The organism is Pseudomonas sp. 18173 (genome assembly GCF_050432945.1).
In the GTDB taxonomy this organism is placed as follows: Bacteria; Pseudomonadota; Gammaproteobacteria; order Pseudomonadales; family Pseudomonadaceae; genus Aquipseudomonas.
This window is the reverse complement of the sequence record NZ_JBKFTN010000007.1, coordinates 197,622-220,440: the sequence shown is the minus strand read 5'-3', so window position 1 is coordinate 220,440 and position 22,819 is coordinate 197,622. Positions and strand designations below refer to the sequence as shown.

The window sequence follows — 22,819 nt, the reverse complement described above, 5'->3', positions numbered from 1 at the left end:
GCAATTACGCGGTTTTACGGAAGACGAACACCAGACCGACAATGATCAACAGCATCCCGAACAGGCTCAGCATCGCCAGGCGGTTGCCAAAGATCAGATAGTCCATCACCGCCGTGACCGCCGGCACCAGGTAAAACAGGCTGGTGACGTTCACCAGGTTGCCCCGGGCGATCAAGCGGTACAGCAACAACGTCGCCAGCACCGACACCACCAGCCCCATCCATAGCACCGGCAGGATGAAACCGCTGCCGTGCTCGAAGTGAAACGGCTGGAAGGGTACGAAAACCCCGCACAACAACAGCCCCGCAAGGTACTGCACCGGCAGCGTGCCGAGGGGATTGTCGGTGATGCGTTTCTGCATGATCGAACCGAACGTCATGCTTGCCAGCGCGAGCAAACCGAAAAGCATCCCGGCCAGCGACATCCCGGCCAGCCCGATGCCTTGATAGACCACCATGATCAACCCGGTCAAACCCAGGGCCAGGCCAAACATCCGGCTCCAGGAACGCTGACGCTCCATCAGCACCACGGTGAGGATCGGCTGCACGCCCATGATGGTCGCCATCACCCCGGGCGTGACCTTGAGGTCGAGGGCCAGCAGATAGAAAATCTGATAAGCCCCCAGCAACACCACACCGGTGGCCATCGCGTACAGCATCGGCTTGCCGCCCTTGGGCAGCTTCAGCTTGAGCAACGGCACCAGCAACACCAGGCCACAGAGCGCGATGACGAAACGGAACATCAGGAAAGCGAAAGGCGACGCATGGGCCAGGCCCCATTTGGAGAAAATCGCCCCGCTGCTCCACAGCAGAACGAACAGGCTCGTGGACGCCGCCGCGAGCGCGGACTTTTTCGAAAGGACAAACATGAATACCACCTGTAGTCAGGCAAAACGCCAACTCAGCCGAAGCTGAAATTCAGTTGTTTTATTCAGGCAGGCAGGGGGAACAGCAGAAAGCAGCTGATCAGCCCGAAATGCCAATGCCTGGCGGTGAGACCACCGCGCACACTGGCGTACGACTGACAGGAGGGGGGTAATGACTGATCTGCCCGGGCTGCTGATTCCCGCACGGCACGACGCCAGCGTTGACCGCTGAATCGACTACCGCGTTGATGAGGGATGCAGGCATTGGGCTGATCTTTTTCAGGAGTGGCAAAAGCAGGTCATGAACCTGCCGGGGGCTGACTATAACCAGCGCTGCACTCCAATGGCAATGGATTACTGCGTGTCACGGTCTGCAGCGCCGTCACGTAAAATTTTCAAGGAATCAATGTCGCAATCTGTGCTTTAATTGCCAAAGAAATCGAAACACACTCGACGACACACAAAATAGACAATCAAAAAAGCAAAAATAACATTTTGCGACAAGGATGATATCCAGTGGCAAACCCCGATCTTCTTGGCCTCGATGCTCCCGTTGTATGGGATACGCAGCAGGCCTTTGTCCATCTCAACCGACTCGGACAAGCCGATACCAAGCGCACTGCCGAACGACGCTTGCATGAGCTTGCACTGCTGCCCGATACGCTCAATGCGCAGAACCTGAGCGACGAGTCCGGACGCAGTCCGACACCTTCGGTTCTGAACTGGGAGATCGAAAAGGCCCGGGTCAAGCGCAAGCTGGTGCTCTATGCCCAATTGCATCGGACCCCGGACGGAACGGACGTCCTGCACGCCAACGACGCCCGCGGTGCGCGCTACTGGTTGCCACTCGGGAACGAAGCGGTTGACGCTTTAACGCTTGGCACGGCACTGCATCGCCTGCAGGCCCACATCGCCAAGAGCATCGTTGTCTTCCCCAGTGGCCGCCTGGTCAATGCTTGCAGGCAGGCCTGCGCGCCAGAGCAGGTTGAGTTTGGTTTGCTGGGTTACCCGGCCACGCTGGACACAAACAGCCAATTCGCGCCGGTCGATGCATTGAAAGTGCGCACGCCCCACCTCAAGCATCTTGAGTCCGAAAGCCTGCAAATCATCCGCGAAGCGGTGGCCGAGGCGGAAAACCCCGCGATGCTGTACTCGATGGGCAAGGACAGCGCGGTGATGCTGCACCTGGCTCGCAAGGCGTTTTACCCTTCCCCGCCACCGCTGCCATTACTGCACGTCGACACACGCTGGAAGTTCCAGGAGATGTACCGGTTTCGCGACCTCATGGCCCAGCAAAGCGGTATGGATCTGCTGGTGCATATCAATCCGGAAGCCATCAGCAAAGACATCAACCCCTTCGATCATGGTTCGGCACTGCACACTGACATCACCAAGACCGAAGGCCTCAAGCAGGCGCTGGACAAATACAAGTTCGACGTGGTGTTCGGCGGCGCACGCCGCGACGAAGAAAAATCCCGGGCCAAGGAACGCATCTTTTCGTTCCGCACCCAGAGCCACCAATGGGACCCGAAACAGCAGCGACCCGAACTGTGGAACCTCTACAACACGCGTAAAAAGCCGGGCGAGAGCATTCGTGTGTTCCCGTTGTCCAACTGGACCGAACTCGACATCTGGCAATACATCTACCAGGAAAACATTCCGTTGGTGCCCCTGTACTTCGCCAGGGAACGTCCCGTTGTCGTGCGCAACGGCATGACCATCATGGTCGATGACGCACGCATGCCGCTGTTACCGGGCGAGAAGATCGAAGCCCGGAACATCCGCTTTCGCACCCTTGGTTGCTACCCGTTGACCGGCGCCATGGATTCGAACGCCAGCACCGTGGCCGACATTTTGCTCGAGCTGCTGGACTCCAGTCATTCCGAGCGACAAGGGCGAGCCATCGACAGCGACAGCTCCGCCAGCATGGAAAAGAAAAAGAAAGAAGGGTATTTCTGATGGTCCTCAAGACACTGGCAACCGACCCACAACAACCTGCGACCATTGAGGCTTACCTCGAACAGCAACAAGGTCAGGACCTGCTCCGCTTCATCACCTGCGGCAGCGTCGATGACGGCAAGAGCACCCTGATCGGTCGCTTGCTGTGGGATGCCCGGCAATTGACCGAAGATCAACTGGCAACCCTGAAGAACGAGTCGAAAAAATACGGCACCCAAGGTGGTGACATAGACTTTGCCTTGCTGGTCGACGGCTTGTCGGCGGAACGTGAACAGGGCATCACCATCGACGTGGCCTACCGCTACTTCGCCACCGCCAAACGCAAATTCATCGTTGCCGATACCCCAGGTCACGAGCAATACACGCGCAACATGGTCACCGGTGCTTCAACGGCGGACGTGGCCGTCATCCTGGTCGATGCGCGGCAAGGCGTACTGACGCAAACCCGTCGCCACGCCTACCTGGTCTCGTTGATGGGCATTCGTCACGTGGTGCTGGCCGTGAACAAGATGGACCTGGTCGACTTTGCCCAGGGCACCTTCCAGCGCATCGTCGAGACCTTCCAGGCATTCGCCCGGACACTGGGCTTTGAAAAGATTACGGCCATCCCCGTCAGCGCGCTCAAGGGCGACAACATCACCCAGCGCTCGGCTCACACCCCGTGGTACAACGGCCCAACGCTGATGGGCTACCTGGAAACCACCGAGATCGCCACGCCGGAACCCGAGCGCCTGGTGTTCCCCGTGCAATGGGTCAACCGCCCTGACGCCTCGTTCCGCGGCTTCAGCGGCTACGTCGGCGAAGGCCAGATCAATGTTGGCGACGAAGTGCGCGTGACCCTTTCCGGGCAAACCGCAACCGTGGCCGAAATCGTCAGCATGGACGGCCCGATGCAACAGGCTGTACGCGGCGACGCGGTGACCTTGAGGCTCGACACGGAAATCGATGCATCCCGAGGCGACATCATTTCCCTGAGCAAAAAGCCTCTGGAGACCACCGATCAGTTCGAAGCAACGCTGGTCTGGATGAGTGAAGAAGCCGGGCTGCACGGCCGCAACTACGACATCAAACTGGCCACCCAGTGGGCCTCAGCGTCAATTACCAACATCAAGTACCGGGTCGATATCAATACCCTGGCCCATGACGCCAGCACCCAACTACTGCTCAACGATATCAGCGTGTGTACCCTCGCCGTCAGCAAACCGCTGGTCTACGACAGCTATCAACACTCGAAGACCCTGGGCAGTTTCATCCTGGTCGATCGCATCAGCAACGCCACCGTTGCCGCCGGCATGATCACCCACAGCCTGCGACGCGCGCAAAACGTGCACAAGCAGTCCCTGTCGATCAGTCGCGAAAATCGCGAAAAACTCAATGGCCACAAGGGCAAGGTCATCTGGTTTACCGGCCTGTCCGGTTCGGGCAAATCGACATTGGCCAATGCCCTCGAAGTGGAGCTGCACGCCAATGGCTATCGCACCTACCTCCTCGACGGCGACAACGTTCGCCAGGGCCTGAACAAGGATCTGGGGTTTACCGACGCCGATCGCGTGGAAAACATCCGCCGAATCGCGGAAGTCGCCAAGCTGATGATGGATGCCGGGCTGGTGGTCATGACCGCCTTCATTTCTCCGTTCAGGAGAGAGCGGCAGATGGCACGGGAACTGATCGGGGAAGAGAACTTTGTAGAAGTCTACGTCAGCACTCCGCTGGAGGTTTGCGAACAGCGGGATGTGAAGGGGCTGTACAAGAAGGCCCGGTCGGGGCAGCTGCCAAACCTGTCGGGGGTGGGGAGCCCGTACGAGGCGCCGCTGGAGGCTGATGTCGAAATTAATGCCGGGGAAGTTGATTTGAACGTGGCGACCGCCCGAGTCATGCACTCAATCAAGCAATGAACAAACGCTGCAAAAAAAACACCCCGAATAGCTCGGGGTGTTTTTTTTGGATCAGAGGAACAGCCAGAATCCGCTTCCTCGAATCAACCGCACTCAGGCGATTGATCAGCCCTTGATAGCCTGAACGTTCAGCTTGGTAGGGCTGGCGCAAGAAAGGCGGTCCTTTCCTTCCTGCTGAATGATTTTCACCGTGTAGACACCCGACGACAGGGCCTTGATGTCTACCGCGCCGTTAAAACCGGCCGATTCCAATTCTGGCTTGGCAAAGGCTTTGGCTACGTCCGGGCGCGAGGAACGGGTAAGAGGAGCGGTAATGGCAACCTCACCATTCGACGAGATAAGCTCGATCGATACATCCTTTGGCACTGTGCCAGCAGCTACGTTGTAAGCCCAACCCCAAAACTGCAACGGCGCGTTTGTCGGAACCTTGGCTTCTGCAACCGGGCTATCCAGCGAGCAGGAATTATTCAAAACGATATCTTTTGGCTTGCCTGCATCACACGCAGATAGAAAACCAAAAATAGCAACAAGAGGCACATACATATAACGCATAACATTTCCTTTATGTACTTTCACTTCAATAGTCATCGCGCTTCAAAAATCGCTTCAAAGCACGTCTCACACCAATAGTTTTTTCACTGATCATTGCCAAATATTTGGGTCGCAATACATCCAGCTTTCCCATTTCAGCCTGATACCAGTTTCCGTCTATACCATATGCGTCTGCGAGCACCTCACGATGCGCACTACTAGCGAGTAAATGACCGAGCTTTACAATCCCGATCATCTTGTAAGCCTTGCCCATGGCTCGGTTTGGCACAAAAAGCAGCAACACCTTTTCTATATCGAGATGGGTTGAAGTGGGTATATCCGAACACCTGAGCATGTCTGGAAAGCCAGCCTTGAGCAGTTGATCGGTGACCCCCTCGAAAAATGTATCAGCAATCAGGTAGTGCTCATTCATCGTACGAATGGAATTGGTCACTGTCTGGCTGCTGACATTTTCCCCCGGTACCACTCTGAAGTTGATCAGGGCGCGCTCCGAGATATGGATCGGGTAGCGTTTTACCAGCCTGACCCACATATCAAAATCGGGTAATTGCCGTAGATTATTGCTATACCCGCCAAGCTCTTCATAGCATTTACGCCGAATCAGCATTGTCGGGTGGCAAATACAATTACCATGCTCCAGAAAGAAACGTAGCCACTCACCCTGAGTGCGATTCTCCTGATCAAACACCGAGCCAAAAGACAACCGACTCTTTTTGATTTCGCTTCCTTGCCTGTCAACAAAGCGCGCCCGCCCGAACGTCGCACCCAAACCCGGGTTCTGACGAAGGATATCGAGTTGATAAGCCAGTTTGCCTTCATCACACCAATAGTCGTCAGAATTGATGAGCGCAATAAACTCACCCTTTGCCTGCTCAATCAACTCGTTGGTGACAATGCACGCCCCGCGGTTGACCCCATGCGAAAAAAAACGAATTCTCGCATCGTCAAAGGACTCGACAACGGCTGGCGTAGAGTCGCTTGATCCGTCGTCGGCTATCAGAAACTCAAAGTCGACACCGCGCTGTTGCAACACACTGGTGATGGCTTGAGCAACGTAGGCGCTATGGTTGAAGGTTGCCATCACCACACTGATAACAGGCGGTCGCATCACATTCGACCCCGACGAGCAATTTTCAAAAATAATTTCGTCAGGATGGGCGGCATAAGCGCCTGAAAGATCGTGATAATGATCGGCGGTATAAACATACGCAGCCTGGTGAGGCTGAGCAGCGCCGGCCGTACCATATTTCCGGCTAGTCTCTCACCGCGCGCCAGGAGAATGACACCGCGCAGGTCATGCTCCAGACGAGTGAATTCCGTGTGATACATTTGCCGGGTAATTCCGTCATAGGTAGGAATCAGGTCCAATTGCAATTGCAGTTTTTCAATGTGCGCAAAGTTTGACCATGCACCCGATGAATGAACTCGATAGACCGACATAGGCTCTTCGATAAAACCAATCAGGCTGCCGGTAGCAACGCAGATATTAACAATCCAGTCATAAGACTTGACCTCGAACAACTCTACCGGCAAACGATCCAGGGCAGTTTTCCTGTACATGCATGTAGAAAAATTGCCGACCAGATTATCCATGATCAGTTCACGAGCCCCAAGCAGGCGATGCCCGGCTCCAATCGGTGCCCGCTCGACAAACGATGAATTATCCTCATAGAAAATGAAGTAATTCACGGAGCAAAGATCACACTCCCAATGCTCGTTCAGAAACTCGACTTGTCGCGACAACTTTCCAGGACTAATCCAGTAATCATCACCTTCCAGAACCGCAACATATTGTCCTGTGCAGGCTCCGAAACCACGCTGGTAGTTTTTGGTAATACCGATATTGGTATCGCACGACAGGTACTTGAAAGAAAATCGCGAATCAACGCCCTCGTACGCACGAATACGCGCCAACGTATTATCCGTAGATGCATCATCAGCAATGACCAGCTCAATAGCACCGAAAAAGTCCTGTTTGAACAGAGACTCCAGCGCCCGTTCAATGTAAGACTCGTGATTGTAGGTAACCAGCAGGATTGACAACCCAAAGCCCGGACTAGTATCCAACATTACTTCACCAACGGTTTGGCAGGATTACCTACCACTGTTGTATACGGCTCAACGTCTTTGATTACAACCGCCCCCATACCGACGACTGCACCCTCGCCAATAAGCAATGGTTTACCGTATTTCCCCTGCTTGATCAATGCACCCGCACCTATATAAGCGTGGTCACCAATAGTTACATTGCCGTTGCATTTGACACCGGGCGCAAGGGTCACGTAATCCCCAATCACACAATCATGTGAAATATTGCATTGGTTATTAGCCTGGAAAAAACGGCCGATACGGACATTCGACGTGATGATTGTCTGCTCGGAAATCATGCAGCCTTCACCGATTTCGTTGTTGTCCAACAAGATCACACTATTGGCCACCAGCGCGAAAGGCTCGATATTCTGGGCGAGGCAAACCTCGGCAATCCTCTGACGAACCTTTGAGTCGCCAATTGCCACATTGAAACGCTTGGTTCCTTGCAGATCCAAAAACGCATTGAGACTGATTGTGCGATATCCGTTGATTTCAGTTTCTTCATCCAGATTTTCAACCACAAACAACAGCTCAGCATTCAAGCCCGCTATCTTGCCCTGGAGCATCGCACGCAGCATGGGCATAACTTCCCTGCCATGCCCACCAGCACCAATCAGACCAAAATAGCTTTTCATAAAATTATCAGACCCATTATCCATAAACAGGGCAGCAGCCATGAGCAGTGCTCAAAGCTGCCGAACCTTACCTTCTTTCTTGACCCAACCGTAACCGGCGCAGCTCAGGTCAACGCAACCGTAGAGCACGGAGCAGCCGGCGGGCAAGCCCTTTGAGGTATCTGGCGATACGGCACCCCATCGCTGGAACCCGGCTACCTGTCTGGCTCGAGCTGATCGCCATGCTCTGAGAGTTATGGGCAACCATCAGATAGTGGCCAAGCCCGGATTGCCCCGTCAGGCGATAGAACTCGAACACATTGAACATGTACTCATCACGGAGCACTCGCTCGAACTCAGGATCAGAAAAATTCTTGATACATGAGGATATGGCAGCAGCCCTGCCGGACGCGTGTGCGAAAGCACTATCGAGAAGCAGAAACAGCTTTTCGCATTTAAGTCTCGCAGGAGTCGCAGGAACCCCTTTGAGACGAAAATCGTTACCGAACCCCTCGACAAAAACCTCGTCGGAAAGGTTTTCGAAGAACGAGCCAAATATCTCAACCAGTTCCGTCAGATTGCGCGCCGAGTTTTCGGGCGAAACCACGCTGGTATTGTTTCCATCCCGAAGATGTCCGACAAGGTTTTCTTGAATAACATGGATTGGAAAGTTCTTGACCAGCCGGATCCACATATCGAAATCGGGCAACTGTTTCAGCCCGGGATTGTAGAAACCCAGTTCAAGGTAGACTTCCTTGCGCACCAACATACTAGGGTGGCAAATACAGTTTCCTTTGAAAAAGAAATGTCGAAGCCATTCACCTTGACTACGATTAGGCTGCCGGAACACGTCATTCCAGATAGCTTCCGGACCCGTTGTCTCGCGTCCTTGCTCATCCACCAAATCAGCCCAGGTGAAGCAGGCTCCCAACTCAGGCTGAGCCTCGAGAATGGCAACCTGTTTATCGAGCTTTGTCGGATACCAAGTATCATCCGAATTAAGCAGGGCTATGTATTTCCCACGGGCCTGCTCAATCAGAAAGACAAGATTTCCAACTGGACCCAGGTTTTTTTCCTGCTTGAAAGAGCGTATCCGTGAGTCATTAATTCCGGAAATGACATCCCAACTGTTGTCGGTTGACATGTCATCGGAGATCAACAACTCAAAATCGGCGAACCCTTGCTGCAAAATACTGTCTACAGCCTTGCGGATATACTTCGCATGATTGTAGGACGGGATCACGACACTCACGAGAGGCGCGCGCCCTACAACCGATTTGCTCTCGTCATCAGGAAGCATATTTTTTCTTCCAGAGTCGGTAGAGCTTTTTCAGCGGTTCCGGACAAGACTTTCGCAACAACCCCGAAAGACCTGGTTTGCCCTGAACAACAGCCCCTGTATTGCTGTCCAAACTTTCAACAGCAACAACAGATTCGATCGTTCCATTGACAGCGGATTTTTCCTCGTAAACACCAGGCTTCGCTTTTTTGTCATCGCCAGACGGAAAGCTCATGACCAGAGGAAACTCATCAAGGTGCTTGATCACCTTGCGCAACAGATCAATACGAGGAGCCATTTGAGCGTCAAGGCTATAAAGCTCACGGATACGGCTTGCGCCGCGCTCTCCAAGCTCCTTGAGCAATGCCGGCTGCGTATAGTAACTCTCAACCTTGTTAACGATATCCATTAGATCATATCTAATGAGCGCAATATCTAAACCGTCGGTGAATCGCCCTGCGGCAGAGTTGAATTCATCAACGGCGAAGATAGCAATTCCGCGCAAGCCCGCCTCAGTGCAACTGGCCGTAGGGAAACCATCAAACGATCCAGGGAAAATCTTTCCGCTGATATTCGGTGACATGATGATATCCATATCACTAAAAAAATCATCAAACGCCTCTGGGTTCAATGAGCCGTGGAAAGTAATACGATCACTGAATGTGCTGACGTCAATAACACGTCTGTCAAAAGGACCTACAACATGAAAATAAATATTGTCGTGGCGCTGACGCAGTATGCTGGCGACGTTTACAAAGACGTCGTAGCCTTTGTCCTCGCCATAAACCGTATATTTGTGCGCCATGAAGCAAATATCCAGACGCGGCTTCCCGAATCCCCAGCGGCTCTTTTCCTGGGTGACTTGTTCGATACGGTTTTCCGGCATGACGACACCGAAGATCATCTCAACCTTGTCTGCCGGGCAGAGGTTACGATGCACGATATAGTCGTAGGTCACCTGTTGGGTCACGATGACTTTCTGGAAGCAGGGTGAATCAAAAACCTGCTTCAGCTTCCTGTCACATTCCGGGTTATTCAGGACAAATCCTGCGCCCGGATAGAGCGTAAAGACAAATGGTACTTTGGCTGCTTCAACATAAGGTAGCAGTGCGTAAGCATTTGTCAGAAAATTCACATACAAAAGTTTCCCGAGGCTCAACGGGAACTTATTGTTGTAAATCATGACCTGATTTCCCAGGTCTGAATGCTGGCGTTGATAGGTTCGAATGACGTCTTTGATCGGGGTATCTTCCAACACAGGAAGCGAAGCGCCGGACGTCAATACCAGTGACTTATCGAATGCTCGCAAATAGCCTGTGAACTCCGTATGACGGAACCCACTCCTGGTGGATGGAAAAACGTCGTCAAAAACGACAAGATCCAACTTATTCAAACTATCAGAATATTTCTCATCGAGCAGGAAATACAGCTTCTGGCTGTACTCCTGGAATCCCGCATCATAGCTGAAATCGAGGAACGCGTTATATTCAGAAATATGAGAAAGTAGCGCGGTGATCTTATCTACATCACGACGAGCACTCCACTCACCACCACCATGCTGGCGATAAACTGAAAGCGGTTTCTTCAGATGCGCGATCGGACCGAACTGCGCGCAGTACAGATTGAAGAGCCAATCTACCGTGTACAACCCGAACATCTCATGCGGAATAACATCAACAACCGCACCATGATAAAAACAGGCGCTAAAGTTGCCGATGAGGTTATTTTCAGCAAGTTGAAGACCGTCAACGTCCTCGTCTACCAAATTGGCATGATCTGCAAAGACCTTCCGCGAATCGCCATTAGCGCCACAGAGCTCAATGGAGTTGAACGACATTACAGACGCCGGCCGCTCATGGAGAAAGTCTATGTGCTCTTGAATCCGGTGCTCTGAACTCCAGAAGTCATCACCTTCACAGAAGGTCAAATAGTCACAGCCCTTCGCAAGACGCATTGCCTTGGCCAGGTTGGCAACGACCCCGACATTCTGCTGATTGGCATGAAACTCGATATCGAATCGGTCAGATTGATATTCCGCAATGCAAGATCTCACAACGTCTGCGGTTCCGTCAGGCGAAGCATCATCAATGATGATAACGCGCATTCGGAAGCGCCCTTCCTGAAGCAATACGGACTTCAGACACTCGGCAATGAAGTCTTTGTGCTTAAAGGTAAGTACCACAACCGTTACCAGTGGTGCACCAAGTTCACTGGAGCGAGTCAACTGACGCTTACGCTCAAAAAACATTTTCCTGCGCAGAATATCGACTTGATAGCGCATGCTTCGAACAGGTCGATCCCCATTTGCCTGGGCAAATATCAGGAAATCCGGCGTGTCCAGAACGAGTTCAAACGTATCGTCGGGAAGCAGATCAGGCGCGATGCCGCGACCATCTGTTTCAAGGCAAATGACACCCTTTCTCGACAACAAGGTGTACAGTTTCTTGACAACCAACGAAGCATCAGACTCGAAAACATCCGCATCGAGATACAGCAGATCAATCTTCTTTTGTTGCCGAGAGTATTGCTCCAGCAGAAACTGAGCCTCTACTGCGGAACCAGTGCCTTTCAATACGACAGGCTGCTTAAGAGCAAACTCATGCATGAGGAAGTTTAGAAGAGCAAGCTTGTCCTGCCCTTCCAAACGACCATCATTGAAAAATTCGATGTGAAATTTATCGCCTGCTACGCCGCTAACAGGTAAAACACCCGTAGCAACCTCAGGTTTAGAAACTCCATTTTCTGCAATAACGTTATTCACAGCACAATTCCTGCTTAATAAACCTGCAAATCATATCCACTTCCTCTAAAGAAAGCGTGTGATAAAGCGGCAAGCAGAGGATTCGGCGCGAAACATCCTCTGCAATAGGTGCGCTCTGTTCGGAAACGTAAGGCAGTTTTGTCAATGAAGGGTAAAAGTAACGCCGCGGAAAAATATTATTGAGGTTAAGAAACTCAACAAGTTTCAGCAGCGTTGCTTCATCCTTGAACACAACTGGAAAATAAGAGTAATTGTAATCCGACTGAGCAGTGATTTTTTGGAAGCTGACTGGCACACCTTCAAGATTCTGAAAGTACTGCATAGACAGCCTGCGGCGAACAGCCATCACTTCATCAATATATTTAAGGTTGCACAACCCCATGGCGGCATGGAATTCGGAGTTCTTACCGTTAATGCCAACACTGCCAAACTCCGTAACCGATGAGTGGCCGAAGTTTCTCATCATCGACATCTTTTTATTGATATCGGGATTATTGGTAGTTACAGCACCACCTTCAACAGTATGAAACAATTTCGTCGAATGGAAGCTGCAAGTAGCAACATCACCATAAGACAAAAGCGATTTGCCTTTGTATTTGGTACCAAAAGCGTGCGCGGCGTCGTAAATAACTTTCAAGTTATGTTTTTCGGCAATAGCAGCAATTGCTTCCACGTCACATGGGTTACCGAAGACATGAGTCGCCAGAATAGCTGTGGTTTTATCAGTGATCGCCTGCTCAATCTTTGAAGGATCGATATTCAGCGTATCCGGGCAGATATCCACCATGACCGGGCTGCAGCGCTCCCAGACAATGCTAGACGTAGTCGCCACATAGCTGAACGGTGTCGTGATAATTTCACCGGTGAGATCAAGTGCCTGAATAGCAATCTGAATCGCAATGGTTCCGTTGGTCAGGAACAGCAAATGATCGACGTCAAGATGCTTTTTAAGCTTGATTTCCAACTCATTCAGCAATGGACCATTATTGGTCAGCCATTCGCGCTCCCAAATTCCAGCCAGGTACTCCTGGAACTCCGCGTAAGGGGGCATGAACGGCTTGGTAACGGTAATATTCATAAATTCACTAAAACTCAGAACGTTGAAATTTCACTTTTTTAGAAAACCCTTCAGTCTTCCACACAAAGAGTTTCTAAACCCTTTAAGCTCTGCCTCTAACTTCCCTATATCATTTCTTGCATTTTCAACGTCCTCTTTGAGCACAGTATTATCCATCTGCTGTGCCGAAATAGTATTTGAGAGCTTTTTGATCAATTCCTCACGAGCGGCCAGTTCCTGATCTACGAACTGGATATGCTCCGATTGCCTGGCAAGGTCCTGCTCGATGAGAATACTATGATCAGTTTGGATTTTCAGATCATTAGTCAGCTGTTCGAGTAATTCTCCACGAGCAGCCCAGTCATTTTCTACACTCTGGATGCGTTCAGATTTTCCCAGCAGATCCCGCTCAAGCAAGGAAATTTGACTCACCTGAGCCTGAATGGTGTCTGACAGTTGAGCAATCGAATCCCCTCGGGCAGCCCAATCCTGTTCAATACCTTGAACATGCTGAGCCTGCTTCACCAGCTCCTCCTGCAGAATCAGATTCTGGGAAACTTGCGACTCCAGCGAAACTGAATGCTGCTCTATCAAATCTCCACGGGCAGCCCAGTCCTGCTCTAAAAGCTGGATATGCTGAGAGCGCTTGGCCAGTTCCTCCTGCAGGATCTGATTCAGGGAAATTTGCGACTCCAGCAAAACCGAGTGCTGCTCGATCAACTCTCCGCGGGCGACCCAATCCTGCTCAACACATTGGATATGTCGAGACTGATTGGCCAACTCTTCTTGAAGAACAAGATTTTCACCAGCTTGCGTTTCGAGCGTCTTCGAATGCTGTCCGATCAGTTCCCCACGAGCAACCCAATCCGCCTCTAATCGGTGGATGTGTTCAGACTGCCTGGCCAACTCCTCCTGAAGAAGATGGCTTTGATTTATCTGCGACTCAATCGTAATGGAGTTCTGCTGAATCAACGTCCCGCGTTCCGCCCAGTCTTGCTCTACAAGCCGGGCATGTTCGATCTGCCTGGTCAGTTCATCCTGGAGTGCCGAGTTATGAGATACTTGTTGCTCAACAACATCCAAAAGCCGAGCGGACTCCGTCTTTTGACTGGCGAGTTCTCTCTCAAGCGCATTGAAGCTGTATTCCTGATGATACTGGAACACGTCAACTTCCGATTCGCTATCCTGCTCAACCTCATACCCAAAGTGAGAAAGCCAACTAGCAATCTGTGGCGGCAAGGGTGCGTGAAACAAGCTCTCCGCCCGCCGCCATGCACCGACATTTTCTGAAAAGCTGGTGGAATCCTTACGCTGGCGCCAATCCGAGTAAACTTGAGAAGACACTTGCTTCATATCAAATTTACAGAACTGATCATAATCAATCAGCTCTTTCGGGTTCAGCATGCAAGGATCAAAATCTATGCCCAGGAACTCACAGATTCGCTGCATTTCAAGCTCTGTGTTGGCGACCAGATCCTCGTACTTGACCTCCAGGTAGGTACTGGCGTCGAGATAACAAGCCGCATCCAAGGCAATTCTCTTGATTTCTCTCTGCCACCTGGACAGGTTCAATCGCGGAGACGCGTGCCACCATGGCGTTCTGGCGAACGACAAAGCAACATCCCGACCATCCCGTACGATATGAATAAACTTTGCGTTTGGAAAAATCCTCGAAACCAGATCGAGGCGTTGACCATACCAAGGTGTCTGTTCAATCAACCAGGTTTTTCCATGCGCCTTTGCAATAGCAGCATAAAATGCTTCTACAAACACCGCCGCAGAGCTTTTTGGTGTGTCTTCCCGACTGCAAAATTCAGCATAATCAAAAAACATTTCGAGTTTGTGCGGGCAGCCCTGCCCGATTATCGAAGCAATTAACTCGCCATCAAGCCCGGAAGGTCCTGCCTGGGAAAACGCCTCAAATAAGCGATCACCATTCCCGGAATACTCAAATAACAGTTGGATCTCCGGTGGCACACACACTTCGGCATGGCTATTCAGCATTTGCCCCAACCAGGAGGTGCCGCAGCGACCAGTACCGATTATAAATGCATTATTCATAGAGTAAGCCAAGAAGCATTCCAGGGATACTCCTTGCCAATGAGCGAAAACAACTGCCTGTTCGGCTCATTATATAAGTCGTATAATTTTAAAAAAACATCAGTGTGCGCATCCATTGCAACACCATCATAGTCACCCTTATTACTTACCTGCGGTATAATCCCGAGATCTGCTCGAGAGTCAATTCCGAGAAAGTCTAAAACCACATCAATACTTCCAGCAGGGTCCTTGGAAAAATCATCCTGCTCTAAAAACAAAAAATCCTGCAAATTGTAAAATTCGAGATAACGCAGAATCTGCTCATAATAGAACCCACGCCGAACAAAGCTGGGCTCTTCATCCGCAGCCCCCGACTGACGCCTGAACAAGTCTTCATTGACACACTGTTCAAAAGTTGGAAACGATTCAGCAAACAATAGCTGACGAAGTGCTTCCCTTGAGCCGGAGTTGCTATCCTTTATATAGGTATCGTATATATATTCAGCCGTCTGTTTATTACTATTAAAAGTCCTAAACATATTCCATGCGGAAAAGCACCGCTTGACCGGGTCACGCAACATCACCACGAATTTCATGGCGCCAAAGTCTTTATGGATTCGACCAGGAACATCTCGCATATAAATATATGAAGGTGTCGCCTCGAATCGTTTCACCCCGACCTTCTCTTGCTCAAAGAAGTCGAGGTACCAACCCATGCCTTTCTGATAGTTAAAATCACTATCAAAGTAATGCAATTCCTTCTGCGACGAACCGGAAAATCCATCTAAACCATTCAACACATCGAACAACGTTGTCGTTGCCGACTTTTGAACGCCCAAGATCATAAAATCCGGACGTTCGGATGCATACAAACCATTTAGACCCGGTACGTCGCGCATATCACACCTCAAACTCGTGCAGCGTCAGTTCGGAAAAGGCATGCACCTTCGACCAAACCCGGGATTTTTCCCAGCGCCCGACTTTGAACACCAACGCATCACTTACAAAATCGACAAACTCTGCGGATTCATTCTCGACGATTGGCGACGAAATATTGATACGCAGTGAGTAGTTCCCTTCTTGCAACGGCAGCTTCAGCGTATATTCAGCCAAATATTTTGCATTTTCTTTCGTTAGCAAATACGACTGATCTGCGTGCAAAAATCCACACCCGACGATATTGTTCTTTTTCTCGTCAAACACACTGAAGTTGACGGAAATAGACTTTTCGGCGAATGCTTCAAAGTAAACTTTAACTTTTACTTCCTGGTTAAACTCAACAAAGGTCAGCTCTTTGCCTTCAGTGTCCAAAAGCTCAACACTCGCTACTTTTACCTCTCCGGTACCGTAGCGAAACTGGGCTACTCTGTTTTCGAACTCTGCCGACCTTTTGAATCCCGATTCGGCTGGCTTGATTGACGACTCGGAAGCAAGTGCCGGTTTTTCGCCAAACGCAGCCGAGACCCTCGAGAACTTCCTATGCTCGTCATTCATTTCTTCGCGCATAGTCCGAACATAGCGCTCTGCAACATCGGCAGCTCGCCCTTGAGCAACGAGTTGACCGCGCTCGAGATAAACGCCACGAGAGCACAAACTCTTAACCGAGCCCACATCATGACTGACGAATAATATGGTTGCGCCGTTATCCTGAATGCGAGTCAGGGCAGTCATGCATTTTGCCTGGAAGTTCATATCGCCAACCGAGAGCGCCTCGTCGACAATCATGATTTCCGGTCGCGACATAATGTTTGATGCAAATGCCAAGCGCACAAACATACCGCTGGAGTATGTTTTAACGGGTTGTTCGATAAAGCTCCCGATATCGGCGAAGGATGCGATTTCCTCAAAACGCGAATCGATTTGATCCTGGGTCAAACCCAATATCGCCCCGTTCATGTAGACATTTTCACGCCCGGTGAATTCGGGGTTGAAACCTGCTCCCAACTCAAGCAAAGCGGCGATGCGACCCTGAGTCTGGATAGTACCGCTGGTAGGGTTCAACGTACCGCAGATCATCTGCAGCAAAGTCGACTTGCCGCTACCATTACGGCCAATGATCCCGACGGTCTCTCCTTTCTTGATCTCAAAGGAAACGTCACGCAGGGCCCAAAACTCTTGGAAATATTGCCTGCGCCCGCGCATCAGCATCTGCTTCAACCGGTCATGAGGCTTATCATAAATGTGGTAACACTTATTAAGGTTCTCAACCTTGATTGCGATATCAGAGGACATCTGCAAACCCCTTACGTGTCTTTTGGAACCATGCAAATCCCAGCCACGCAAAAAACGCGGTAACTAGCAAGTACCCAAGAAAGAAGTTCATGTCGGGCAACTTGCCCCAGTACAGTACATCCCTGACCCCTTCAATCACCGGTGTCAGCGGGTTCAGTAAAAGCAGCTGCGCATATTCTTGAGGCAAGGAGCTGGACGGATAAAAGATAGGCGACAGAAACATCAATATCGTCGTCAGGATCCCGATGAACTGGCTCACATCGCGCAAGTAAACACCCAGCGAAGCCAGCGCCCATGAAAGCCCCAGCACAAGAAAAATCAGAGGCAGCATAATGAGCGGCAGTAACAGGACGGTCGCATGCGGAACACCGAAAAATATTACGTACGCCACCAGCCAAACACTCAAGCTCACCAGCCAGTGAAACAGTGCGGAGCCAATACCTACCCATGGAAGTATTTCCAGGGGAAATACGACTTTTTTCACATAGTTGGCGTTTGCAAGGATGACTCCCGGTGCCCGATTTACGCATTCGGAAAACAGGTTAAAAACCATCAAGCCCGCAAACAGGACCAATGCAAATTCTGTTTTAGAGTCACTACCACTGTTCCAGCGAGCCTTGAAAACCACACTAAAGACGAAGGTATAAACCGCCAACATAAGCACTGGGTTGAAAAAAGACCAAAAGATCCCCAAAAACGAACCTTTGTATCGCCCGACAACTTCGCGCTGGGCCATTGCCTTGATCAGACTACGATTGCACCAAAGACTTTTCACAAGTTCTTTTGGAGAAATAGGGTGCGCTTGCATCAGTCAAATACCTCTGCATCAGTCAGTAACGCACCCTGCTGATCTTTTGCCGACAGCGCCAGCTCTCCACTACACGGCCATTCAATCCCTACGGAAGGGTCGTTCCAGGCAATGCAACGTTCATGTACGGGCGCATAGTAATCCGTTGCCTTGTATAGAACTTCAGCAACGTCGGAAAGCACGACGAAACCATGGGCAAAACCCTCTGGAATCCATAACTGTCGTTTATTCTCGGCGGACAGAATTTCACCCACCCAATGCCCGAACGTCGGTGACGACTTGCGCACGTCCACTGCGACATCAAAAATTTCACCGGTCACTACACGCAACAACTTCCCCTGCGCTTGTTGAACCTGATAATGCAGCCCACGCAGTACATTCTTTACCGAGCGGGAGTGATTGTCCTGAACGAATTTAACTTCTTTACCAACAGCCTCAGAGAACCGCGCCTCATTGAAGCTTTCGAAGAAAAAGCCACGCTCATCGCCAAAAACCTTCGGCTCAAACAGTACGACATCAGGTATCGCCAGGGGTGTAGCTTTCATCAGTAAATCGTCTCGTGCAGGAGGCGTTTGAGGTATTGGCCATAGCCGTTTTTCATCAGTGGGGCAGCGAGCGTCTCGAGCTGCTCGGCACTGATCCACTTCTGGCGGAAGGCAATCTCTTCGGGACAGGCCACTTTCAGGCCCTGACGGTGCTCAAGCGTGGCGATGAAATGGCTCGCCTCCAGCAAGGAGTCGTGAGTACCGGTGTCCAGCCAGGCGTAACCGCGCCCCATGATTTCTACCGACAGGTTGCCCTGGTCCAGGTAGACACGGTTGAGGTCGGTGATTTCCAGCTCGCCACGTGGCGACGGCTTGATGTTTTTCGCGATCTCGACAACCTGGTTGTCATAGAAATACAGACCGGTGACCGCGTAGTTCGATTTAGGCTTGAGAGGTTTCTCTTCCAGGCTGATGGCCTTGCCCTGAGCATCGAACTCGACAACCCCATAACGCTCGGGATCATTGACATGGTAGGCAAAAACGCTGGCACCGTCCTGGCGCACCATGGCACTTGCCAGCAGCTCATTGAAATGATGACCGTGGTAAATGTTGTCGCCGAGCACCAAGGCAGCCGGATCGTTACCGATGAAATCTTCACCGATAAGGAAAGCCTGCGCCAAGCCATCCGGTGATGCCTGCACTGCGTAGGAGATGTTCAGGCCCCAACGGGCGCCGTCACCCAGCAGTTGCTCGAAACGCGGGGTATCTTGAGGCGTGGAGATAATCAGGATATCGCGGATACCGGCCAGCATGAGCGTGCTCAGCGGGTAGTAGATCATCGGCTTGTCGTATACCGGCAGCAACTGCTTGGAGATGGCCAGCGTTGCAGGATGCAGCCGAGTGCCCGAGCCACCTGCCAGGATGATTCCTTTACGATTAAGCATAATTATTTCTCTAGTATTTCTGTGAGCATCCGTGCCACGCCGACCTGCCATTCAGGCAAGTTCAGCGCAAAGGCCTTTTGCAGTTTTTGAGTGTTCAAGCGGGAATTGTTTGGACGTTGTGCCGGCGTTGGGTAAGCCTCAGTACCGATAGCTCCGACCATGGCTGGAGACACCTTGAGGTTTTCACCGGCCGACTCGGCTCGTTCGAGCACGAAACGGGCATAACGACACCAGGTGGTTTCACCAGATGCTGCAAGATGGTAGAGCCCGCCGAGTTCCGGCTTTGCGAGAGTGCTGCGCACAGCATGGGCAGTGACGTCGGCCAGCAGCTCCGCTCCGGTCGGCGCACCGAACTGATCGTCGATGACGCTCAGGCTATCGCGCTCGCGGGCCAGGCGCAGCATGGTCTTGGCGAAGTTGTTCCCTCGCGCGGCATACACCCAACTGGTACGGAAAATCAGGTGCGAGCAGCCACTGGCCTCAATCGCCTGTTCGCCCGCCAGTTTGCTGGAGCCATAGACACTCAAGGGGGCGACCGGATCGCTTTCCTGCCATGGAGTAACGCCGTCACCGGCGAATACATAGTCCGTGGAGTAATGCACCAGCAAGGCATTCAGGGCCAACGCTTCCCGGGCCAGCACAGCAGGTGCTTCGGCATTCACCCGATGCGCCTGCTGCGATTCGCTTTCAGCCTTGTCGACCGCGGTGTATGCCGCGGCATTGACAATAACGTCAGGCGCAAAGCGCTGGACGGTGGCAGCGAGCCCCGCCAGGTCATTCAAATCGCCACAGTAATCCGGGCTACGGGAGTCCAGTGCGAGCAACTCGCCCAGCGGGGCAAGGCTGCGTTGCAGCTCCCACCCGACCTGGCCGTTTTTACCGAGCAATAGAATTTTCATGCAGTACGCCCGGCGTAGTTTTTCTCTACCCACTGAAGATAAGCACCCGACTGGATATTGCTGACCCAATCCTGGTTATCCAGGTACCACTGCACGGTTTTACGAATGCCGGTTTCGAAAGTTTCTGCCGGTTTCCAGCCCAGCTCTCGCTCAAGCTTGCGAGCGTCGATGGCATAACGGCGGTCATGCCCGGGACGATCGGTCACGTAAGTGATTTGAGCGTTGTAAGGCTGACCGTCAGCGCGTGGACGCATCTCGTCGAGCAAGGCGCAGACCGTGTGCACGATGTCCAGGTTCGGCTTTTCGTTCCAGCCGCCTACGTTGTAGACCTCACCCACGGTGCCGGCTTCCAGCACGCGACGAATGGCGCTGCAGTGGTCTTTGACATACAGCCAGTCACGAATCTGCTGACCATCACCATAGACAGGCAGTGCCTTGCCAGCCAGGGCGTTGACGATCATCAACGGAATGAGTTTTTCCGGGAAGTGATACGGACCATAGTTGTTCGAGCAGTTGGTCGTCAGTACCGGCAGGCCATAGGTGTGATGGTAGGCGCGAACCAGGTGGTCACTGGCGGCCTTGCTCGCCGAGTAAGGGCTGTTCGGTTCGTACTGATGGCTTTCGCTGAACGCAGCTTCATCCTTGGCCAGCGAGCCATAGACTTCGTCAGTAGACACGTGCAGGAAACGAAACGCCTGCTGCGCATCGGACGCAAGGCCCTTCCAGTAAGCACGCACGGCTTCAAGCAGGCGGAAAGTGCCTACGATGTTGGTCTCGATGAAGTCTTCCGGGCCATGAATGGAGCGATCAACGTGCGACTCGGCAGCGAAGTTCAGGATCGCGCGCGGCTGATGCTCTTCCAGCAGGCGGGCAACCAGCTCGCCATCACCGATATCGCCACGTACAAAAACGTGCCGCTCATTACCGTTCAGGCTGCTGAGGTTATCCAGGTTGCCTGCATAGGTCAGCTTGTCCAGATTGACCACGGTTTCATCAGATTGAGCCAGCCAGTCCAAAACGAAGTTCGCACCGATGAAGCCTGCACCGCCAGTTACTAAGATAGTCATTGATTCAGATCTTTTTCAGTAAAGTTGCGAGGATCAGCCCCAGGTTTCCAACGACAGTCTGCCGGTATAGACCGGCACGTTTGAAACCCAGAATCCTTGGTATAAGTGGCTGGTTGCGCGCCGCCTTGAACTGTTCGAGCTTCGCTCGATGCTCTTGGCTCAATCGATGACTCATGGTTTCCAGGGCATGAATGTTTTGGGTATTCCATTCGTAAAAAAGTCCCTTAAACGCCATGCGCAAGCGCTTGAGGCGTGCCCACCAACTGGAGTTGGTTCCTACCACGTTTTCATCGTGCTGGCGGTACAGTACCGTTGGTACAGGGTCATAGCGGACAGCGCCACCCACCCCTGAAATCAATTGATACGCCCACCAGTCATGAGAGGGTACATTCAGTTTGTCGCCTGCTTCTTGCAGCAATGCGCGCGCGGCATGGTTAAACACCATGGTGTTGCCGCCCCCGATATTTTGCACGAGCGCATTGGAAAAATGCGGCGCACGGACAAATATGGGCGAGAAGCCATAAGGCAAGCCTGACTCACAAATCAGCTCGGTGCGACCACAGTAAAGGGCCGGCACATTCTCCGGGATAGCCTTCAGCCAGGCTATCGCCTTTTCAAGTTTTTCCTGCTTCCAGATATCGTCCTGATCTGCCCACGCATAGTAGTCAGCTTGAATGTCTGGCCGGCAAGTGAGCGAAAGGAAATTTGCCACGAAGCCTCGGCCGGGCCCCTCGAACACCTGGAGGCGCCCCGCCCCCCATTGGGTAGCTGCGGCTTGAAGGATGTCCAGCGTCCGGTCCCGGGAGCCATCGTCCGAAACATAGACAGCCCAGTCACCATGAGACTGCTGCTGAAACGACTCCAGCTGCTCGGCTAAAAACGATTCTCCATTGTAGGTACACATCAGTATTGCGACTTTCTCAGAACGGCAATCACTCGATGTGGTACTGGCGCAGGAATGAAGAGCGCTGGACTGCAAGATACCCAAAAAATGTCCTTCTCTGTATATGACAGGTGCAATGCTAATTAGCACTTCTTCAATAAAATCAACACATTGAAGATTCGAATCGATTTCAGCACTAGATTAACCAAGCCGAGCACGAGGAATCAGCACGCCATAACCGACCCCCACTCATAACCCCAAGCAACGTTGCCACCCGGCCATCATTGGTATTGTCGTGTGGCCCGGATTACGCTCTTGAGTATGGCCTGCATGGCTTTCAGCCTGATTTTGGTGAGGTTTCGAATATCTCGCACGCAAACCCCATGTA

General features: G+C 51.9%; 19 protein-coding genes. 2 read left to right on the top strand and 17 right to left on the bottom strand.

Annotation, left to right across the window (positions count from 1 at the left end; translation table 11 throughout):
- Window positions 1-4: 4 nt before the first annotated feature.
- Window positions 5-868, bottom strand: a complete 864-nt coding sequence (locus ACLD1X_RS11005) for a DMT family transporter (protein ID WP_218432177.1) — start codon at window positions 866-868, stop codon at window positions 5-7.
- A gap of 1,014 nt (window positions 869-1,882) precedes the next feature.
- Here ACLD1X_RS11005 and cysD point away from each other — a divergent pair.
- Together cysD and cysN are read left to right on the top strand one after the other, a co-directional pair.
- Window positions 1,883-2,824: a sulfate adenylyltransferase subunit CysD gene (cysD, locus tag ACLD1X_RS11000; protein ID WP_429367562.1), complete on the top strand. Its 942-nt coding sequence runs from the start codon at window positions 1,883-1,885 to the stop codon at window positions 2,822-2,824.
- Complete coding sequence (gene cysN / locus ACLD1X_RS10995) at window positions 2,824-4,719, top strand: sulfate adenylyltransferase subunit CysN (RefSeq protein ID WP_429367525.1); 1,896 nt, start codon at window positions 2,824-2,826, stop codon at window positions 4,717-4,719. The genes cysD and cysN overlap by 1 nt, the downstream gene beginning before the upstream one ends.
- Before the next feature lie 105 nt (window positions 4,720-4,824).
- Here the strand turns inward: cysN and ACLD1X_RS10990 are convergent, their stop codons facing one another.
- The 16 genes from ACLD1X_RS10990 to ACLD1X_RS10915 all read right to left on the bottom strand — a co-directional run bounded on the left by ACLD1X_RS10990 (window position 4,825) and on the right by ACLD1X_RS10915 (window position 22,536).
- Entirely contained in the window at window positions 4,825-5,307 is a 483-nt protein-coding gene (locus tag ACLD1X_RS10990; protein WP_429367523.1) for a hypothetical protein, read from the bottom strand.
- Window positions 5,297-6,379, bottom strand: a complete 1,083-nt coding sequence (locus ACLD1X_RS10985) for a glycosyltransferase (protein WP_429367521.1) — start codon at window positions 6,377-6,379, stop codon at window positions 5,297-5,299. The genes ACLD1X_RS10990 and ACLD1X_RS10985 overlap by 11 nt, the downstream gene beginning before the upstream one ends.
- Complete coding sequence (locus ACLD1X_RS10980; RefSeq protein WP_429367519.1) at window positions 6,379-7,341, bottom strand: glycosyltransferase; 963 nt, start codon at window positions 7,339-7,341, stop codon at window positions 6,379-6,381. The genes ACLD1X_RS10985 and ACLD1X_RS10980 overlap by 1 nt, the downstream gene beginning before the upstream one ends.
- Window positions 7,341-8,039 (bottom strand): acetyltransferase, encoded by a 699-nt coding sequence (locus tag ACLD1X_RS10975; protein WP_429367517.1) that lies wholly within the window; start codon window positions 8,037-8,039, stop codon window positions 7,341-7,343. Before ACLD1X_RS10975 ends, ACLD1X_RS10980 begins: the two co-directional genes overlap by 1 nt.
- A 67-nt stretch (window positions 8,040-8,106) precedes the next feature.
- Window positions 8,107-9,276, bottom strand: a complete 1,170-nt coding sequence (locus ACLD1X_RS10970; protein ID WP_429367515.1) for a glycosyltransferase family 2 protein — start codon at window positions 9,274-9,276, stop codon at window positions 8,107-8,109.
- Window positions 9,266-12,016: a glycosyltransferase gene (locus ACLD1X_RS10965; protein ID WP_429367513.1), complete on the bottom strand. Its 2,751-nt coding sequence runs from the start codon at window positions 12,014-12,016 to the stop codon at window positions 9,266-9,268. The genes ACLD1X_RS10970 and ACLD1X_RS10965 overlap by 11 nt, the downstream gene beginning before the upstream one ends.
- A complete protein-coding gene (locus ACLD1X_RS10960) occupies window positions 12,009-13,094 on the bottom strand; it encodes a DegT/DnrJ/EryC1/StrS family aminotransferase (RefSeq protein WP_429367511.1) in 1,086 nt (361 codons plus the stop codon). Before ACLD1X_RS10960 ends, ACLD1X_RS10965 begins: the two co-directional genes overlap by 8 nt.
- Window positions 13,095-13,124: 30 nt before the next feature.
- Window positions 13,125-15,146: a sulfotransferase gene (locus tag ACLD1X_RS10955; RefSeq protein ID WP_429367509.1), complete on the bottom strand. Its 2,022-nt coding sequence runs from the start codon at window positions 15,144-15,146 to the stop codon at window positions 13,125-13,127.
- Window positions 15,131-16,012 (bottom strand): sulfotransferase domain-containing protein, encoded by an 882-nt coding sequence (locus tag ACLD1X_RS10950; protein WP_429367507.1) that lies wholly within the window; start codon window positions 16,010-16,012, stop codon window positions 15,131-15,133. Before ACLD1X_RS10950 ends, ACLD1X_RS10955 begins: the two co-directional genes overlap by 16 nt.
- A 1-nt stretch (window position 16,013) precedes the next feature.
- Entirely contained in the window at window positions 16,014-17,345 is a 1,332-nt protein-coding gene (locus tag ACLD1X_RS10945) for an ABC transporter ATP-binding protein (RefSeq protein WP_429367505.1), read from the bottom strand.
- On the bottom strand, window positions 17,335-18,153 hold the full coding sequence (locus ACLD1X_RS10940; RefSeq protein ID WP_429367503.1) for an ABC transporter permease: 819 nt from the start codon (window positions 18,151-18,153) through the stop codon (window positions 17,335-17,337). The genes ACLD1X_RS10945 and ACLD1X_RS10940 overlap by 11 nt, the downstream gene beginning before the upstream one ends.
- Window positions 18,153-18,698: a dTDP-4-dehydrorhamnose 3,5-epimerase gene (gene rfbC, locus ACLD1X_RS10935; protein ID WP_429367501.1), complete on the bottom strand. Its 546-nt coding sequence runs from the start codon at window positions 18,696-18,698 to the stop codon at window positions 18,153-18,155. Before rfbC ends, ACLD1X_RS10940 begins: the two co-directional genes overlap by 1 nt.
- A complete protein-coding gene (gene rfbA, locus ACLD1X_RS10930; RefSeq protein ID WP_429367499.1) occupies window positions 18,698-19,582 on the bottom strand; it encodes a glucose-1-phosphate thymidylyltransferase RfbA in 885 nt (294 codons plus the stop codon). The genes rfbC and rfbA overlap by 1 nt, the downstream gene beginning before the upstream one ends.
- Before the next feature lie 2 nt (window positions 19,583-19,584).
- A complete protein-coding gene (rfbD, locus tag ACLD1X_RS10925) occupies window positions 19,585-20,481 on the bottom strand; it encodes a dTDP-4-dehydrorhamnose reductase (RefSeq protein WP_429367497.1) in 897 nt (298 codons plus the stop codon).
- Window positions 20,478-21,548, bottom strand: coding sequence for a dTDP-glucose 4,6-dehydratase (gene rfbB, locus ACLD1X_RS10920; RefSeq protein WP_429367494.1), 1,071 nt, complete (start codon window positions 21,546-21,548; stop codon window positions 20,478-20,480). Before rfbB ends, rfbD begins: the two co-directional genes overlap by 4 nt.
- Window positions 21,549-21,552: 4 nt before the next feature.
- Entirely contained in the window at window positions 21,553-22,536 is a 984-nt protein-coding gene (locus ACLD1X_RS10915) for a glycosyltransferase family 2 protein (RefSeq protein ID WP_429367492.1), read from the bottom strand.
- Between the last annotated feature and the right edge of the window lie 283 nt (window positions 22,537-22,819).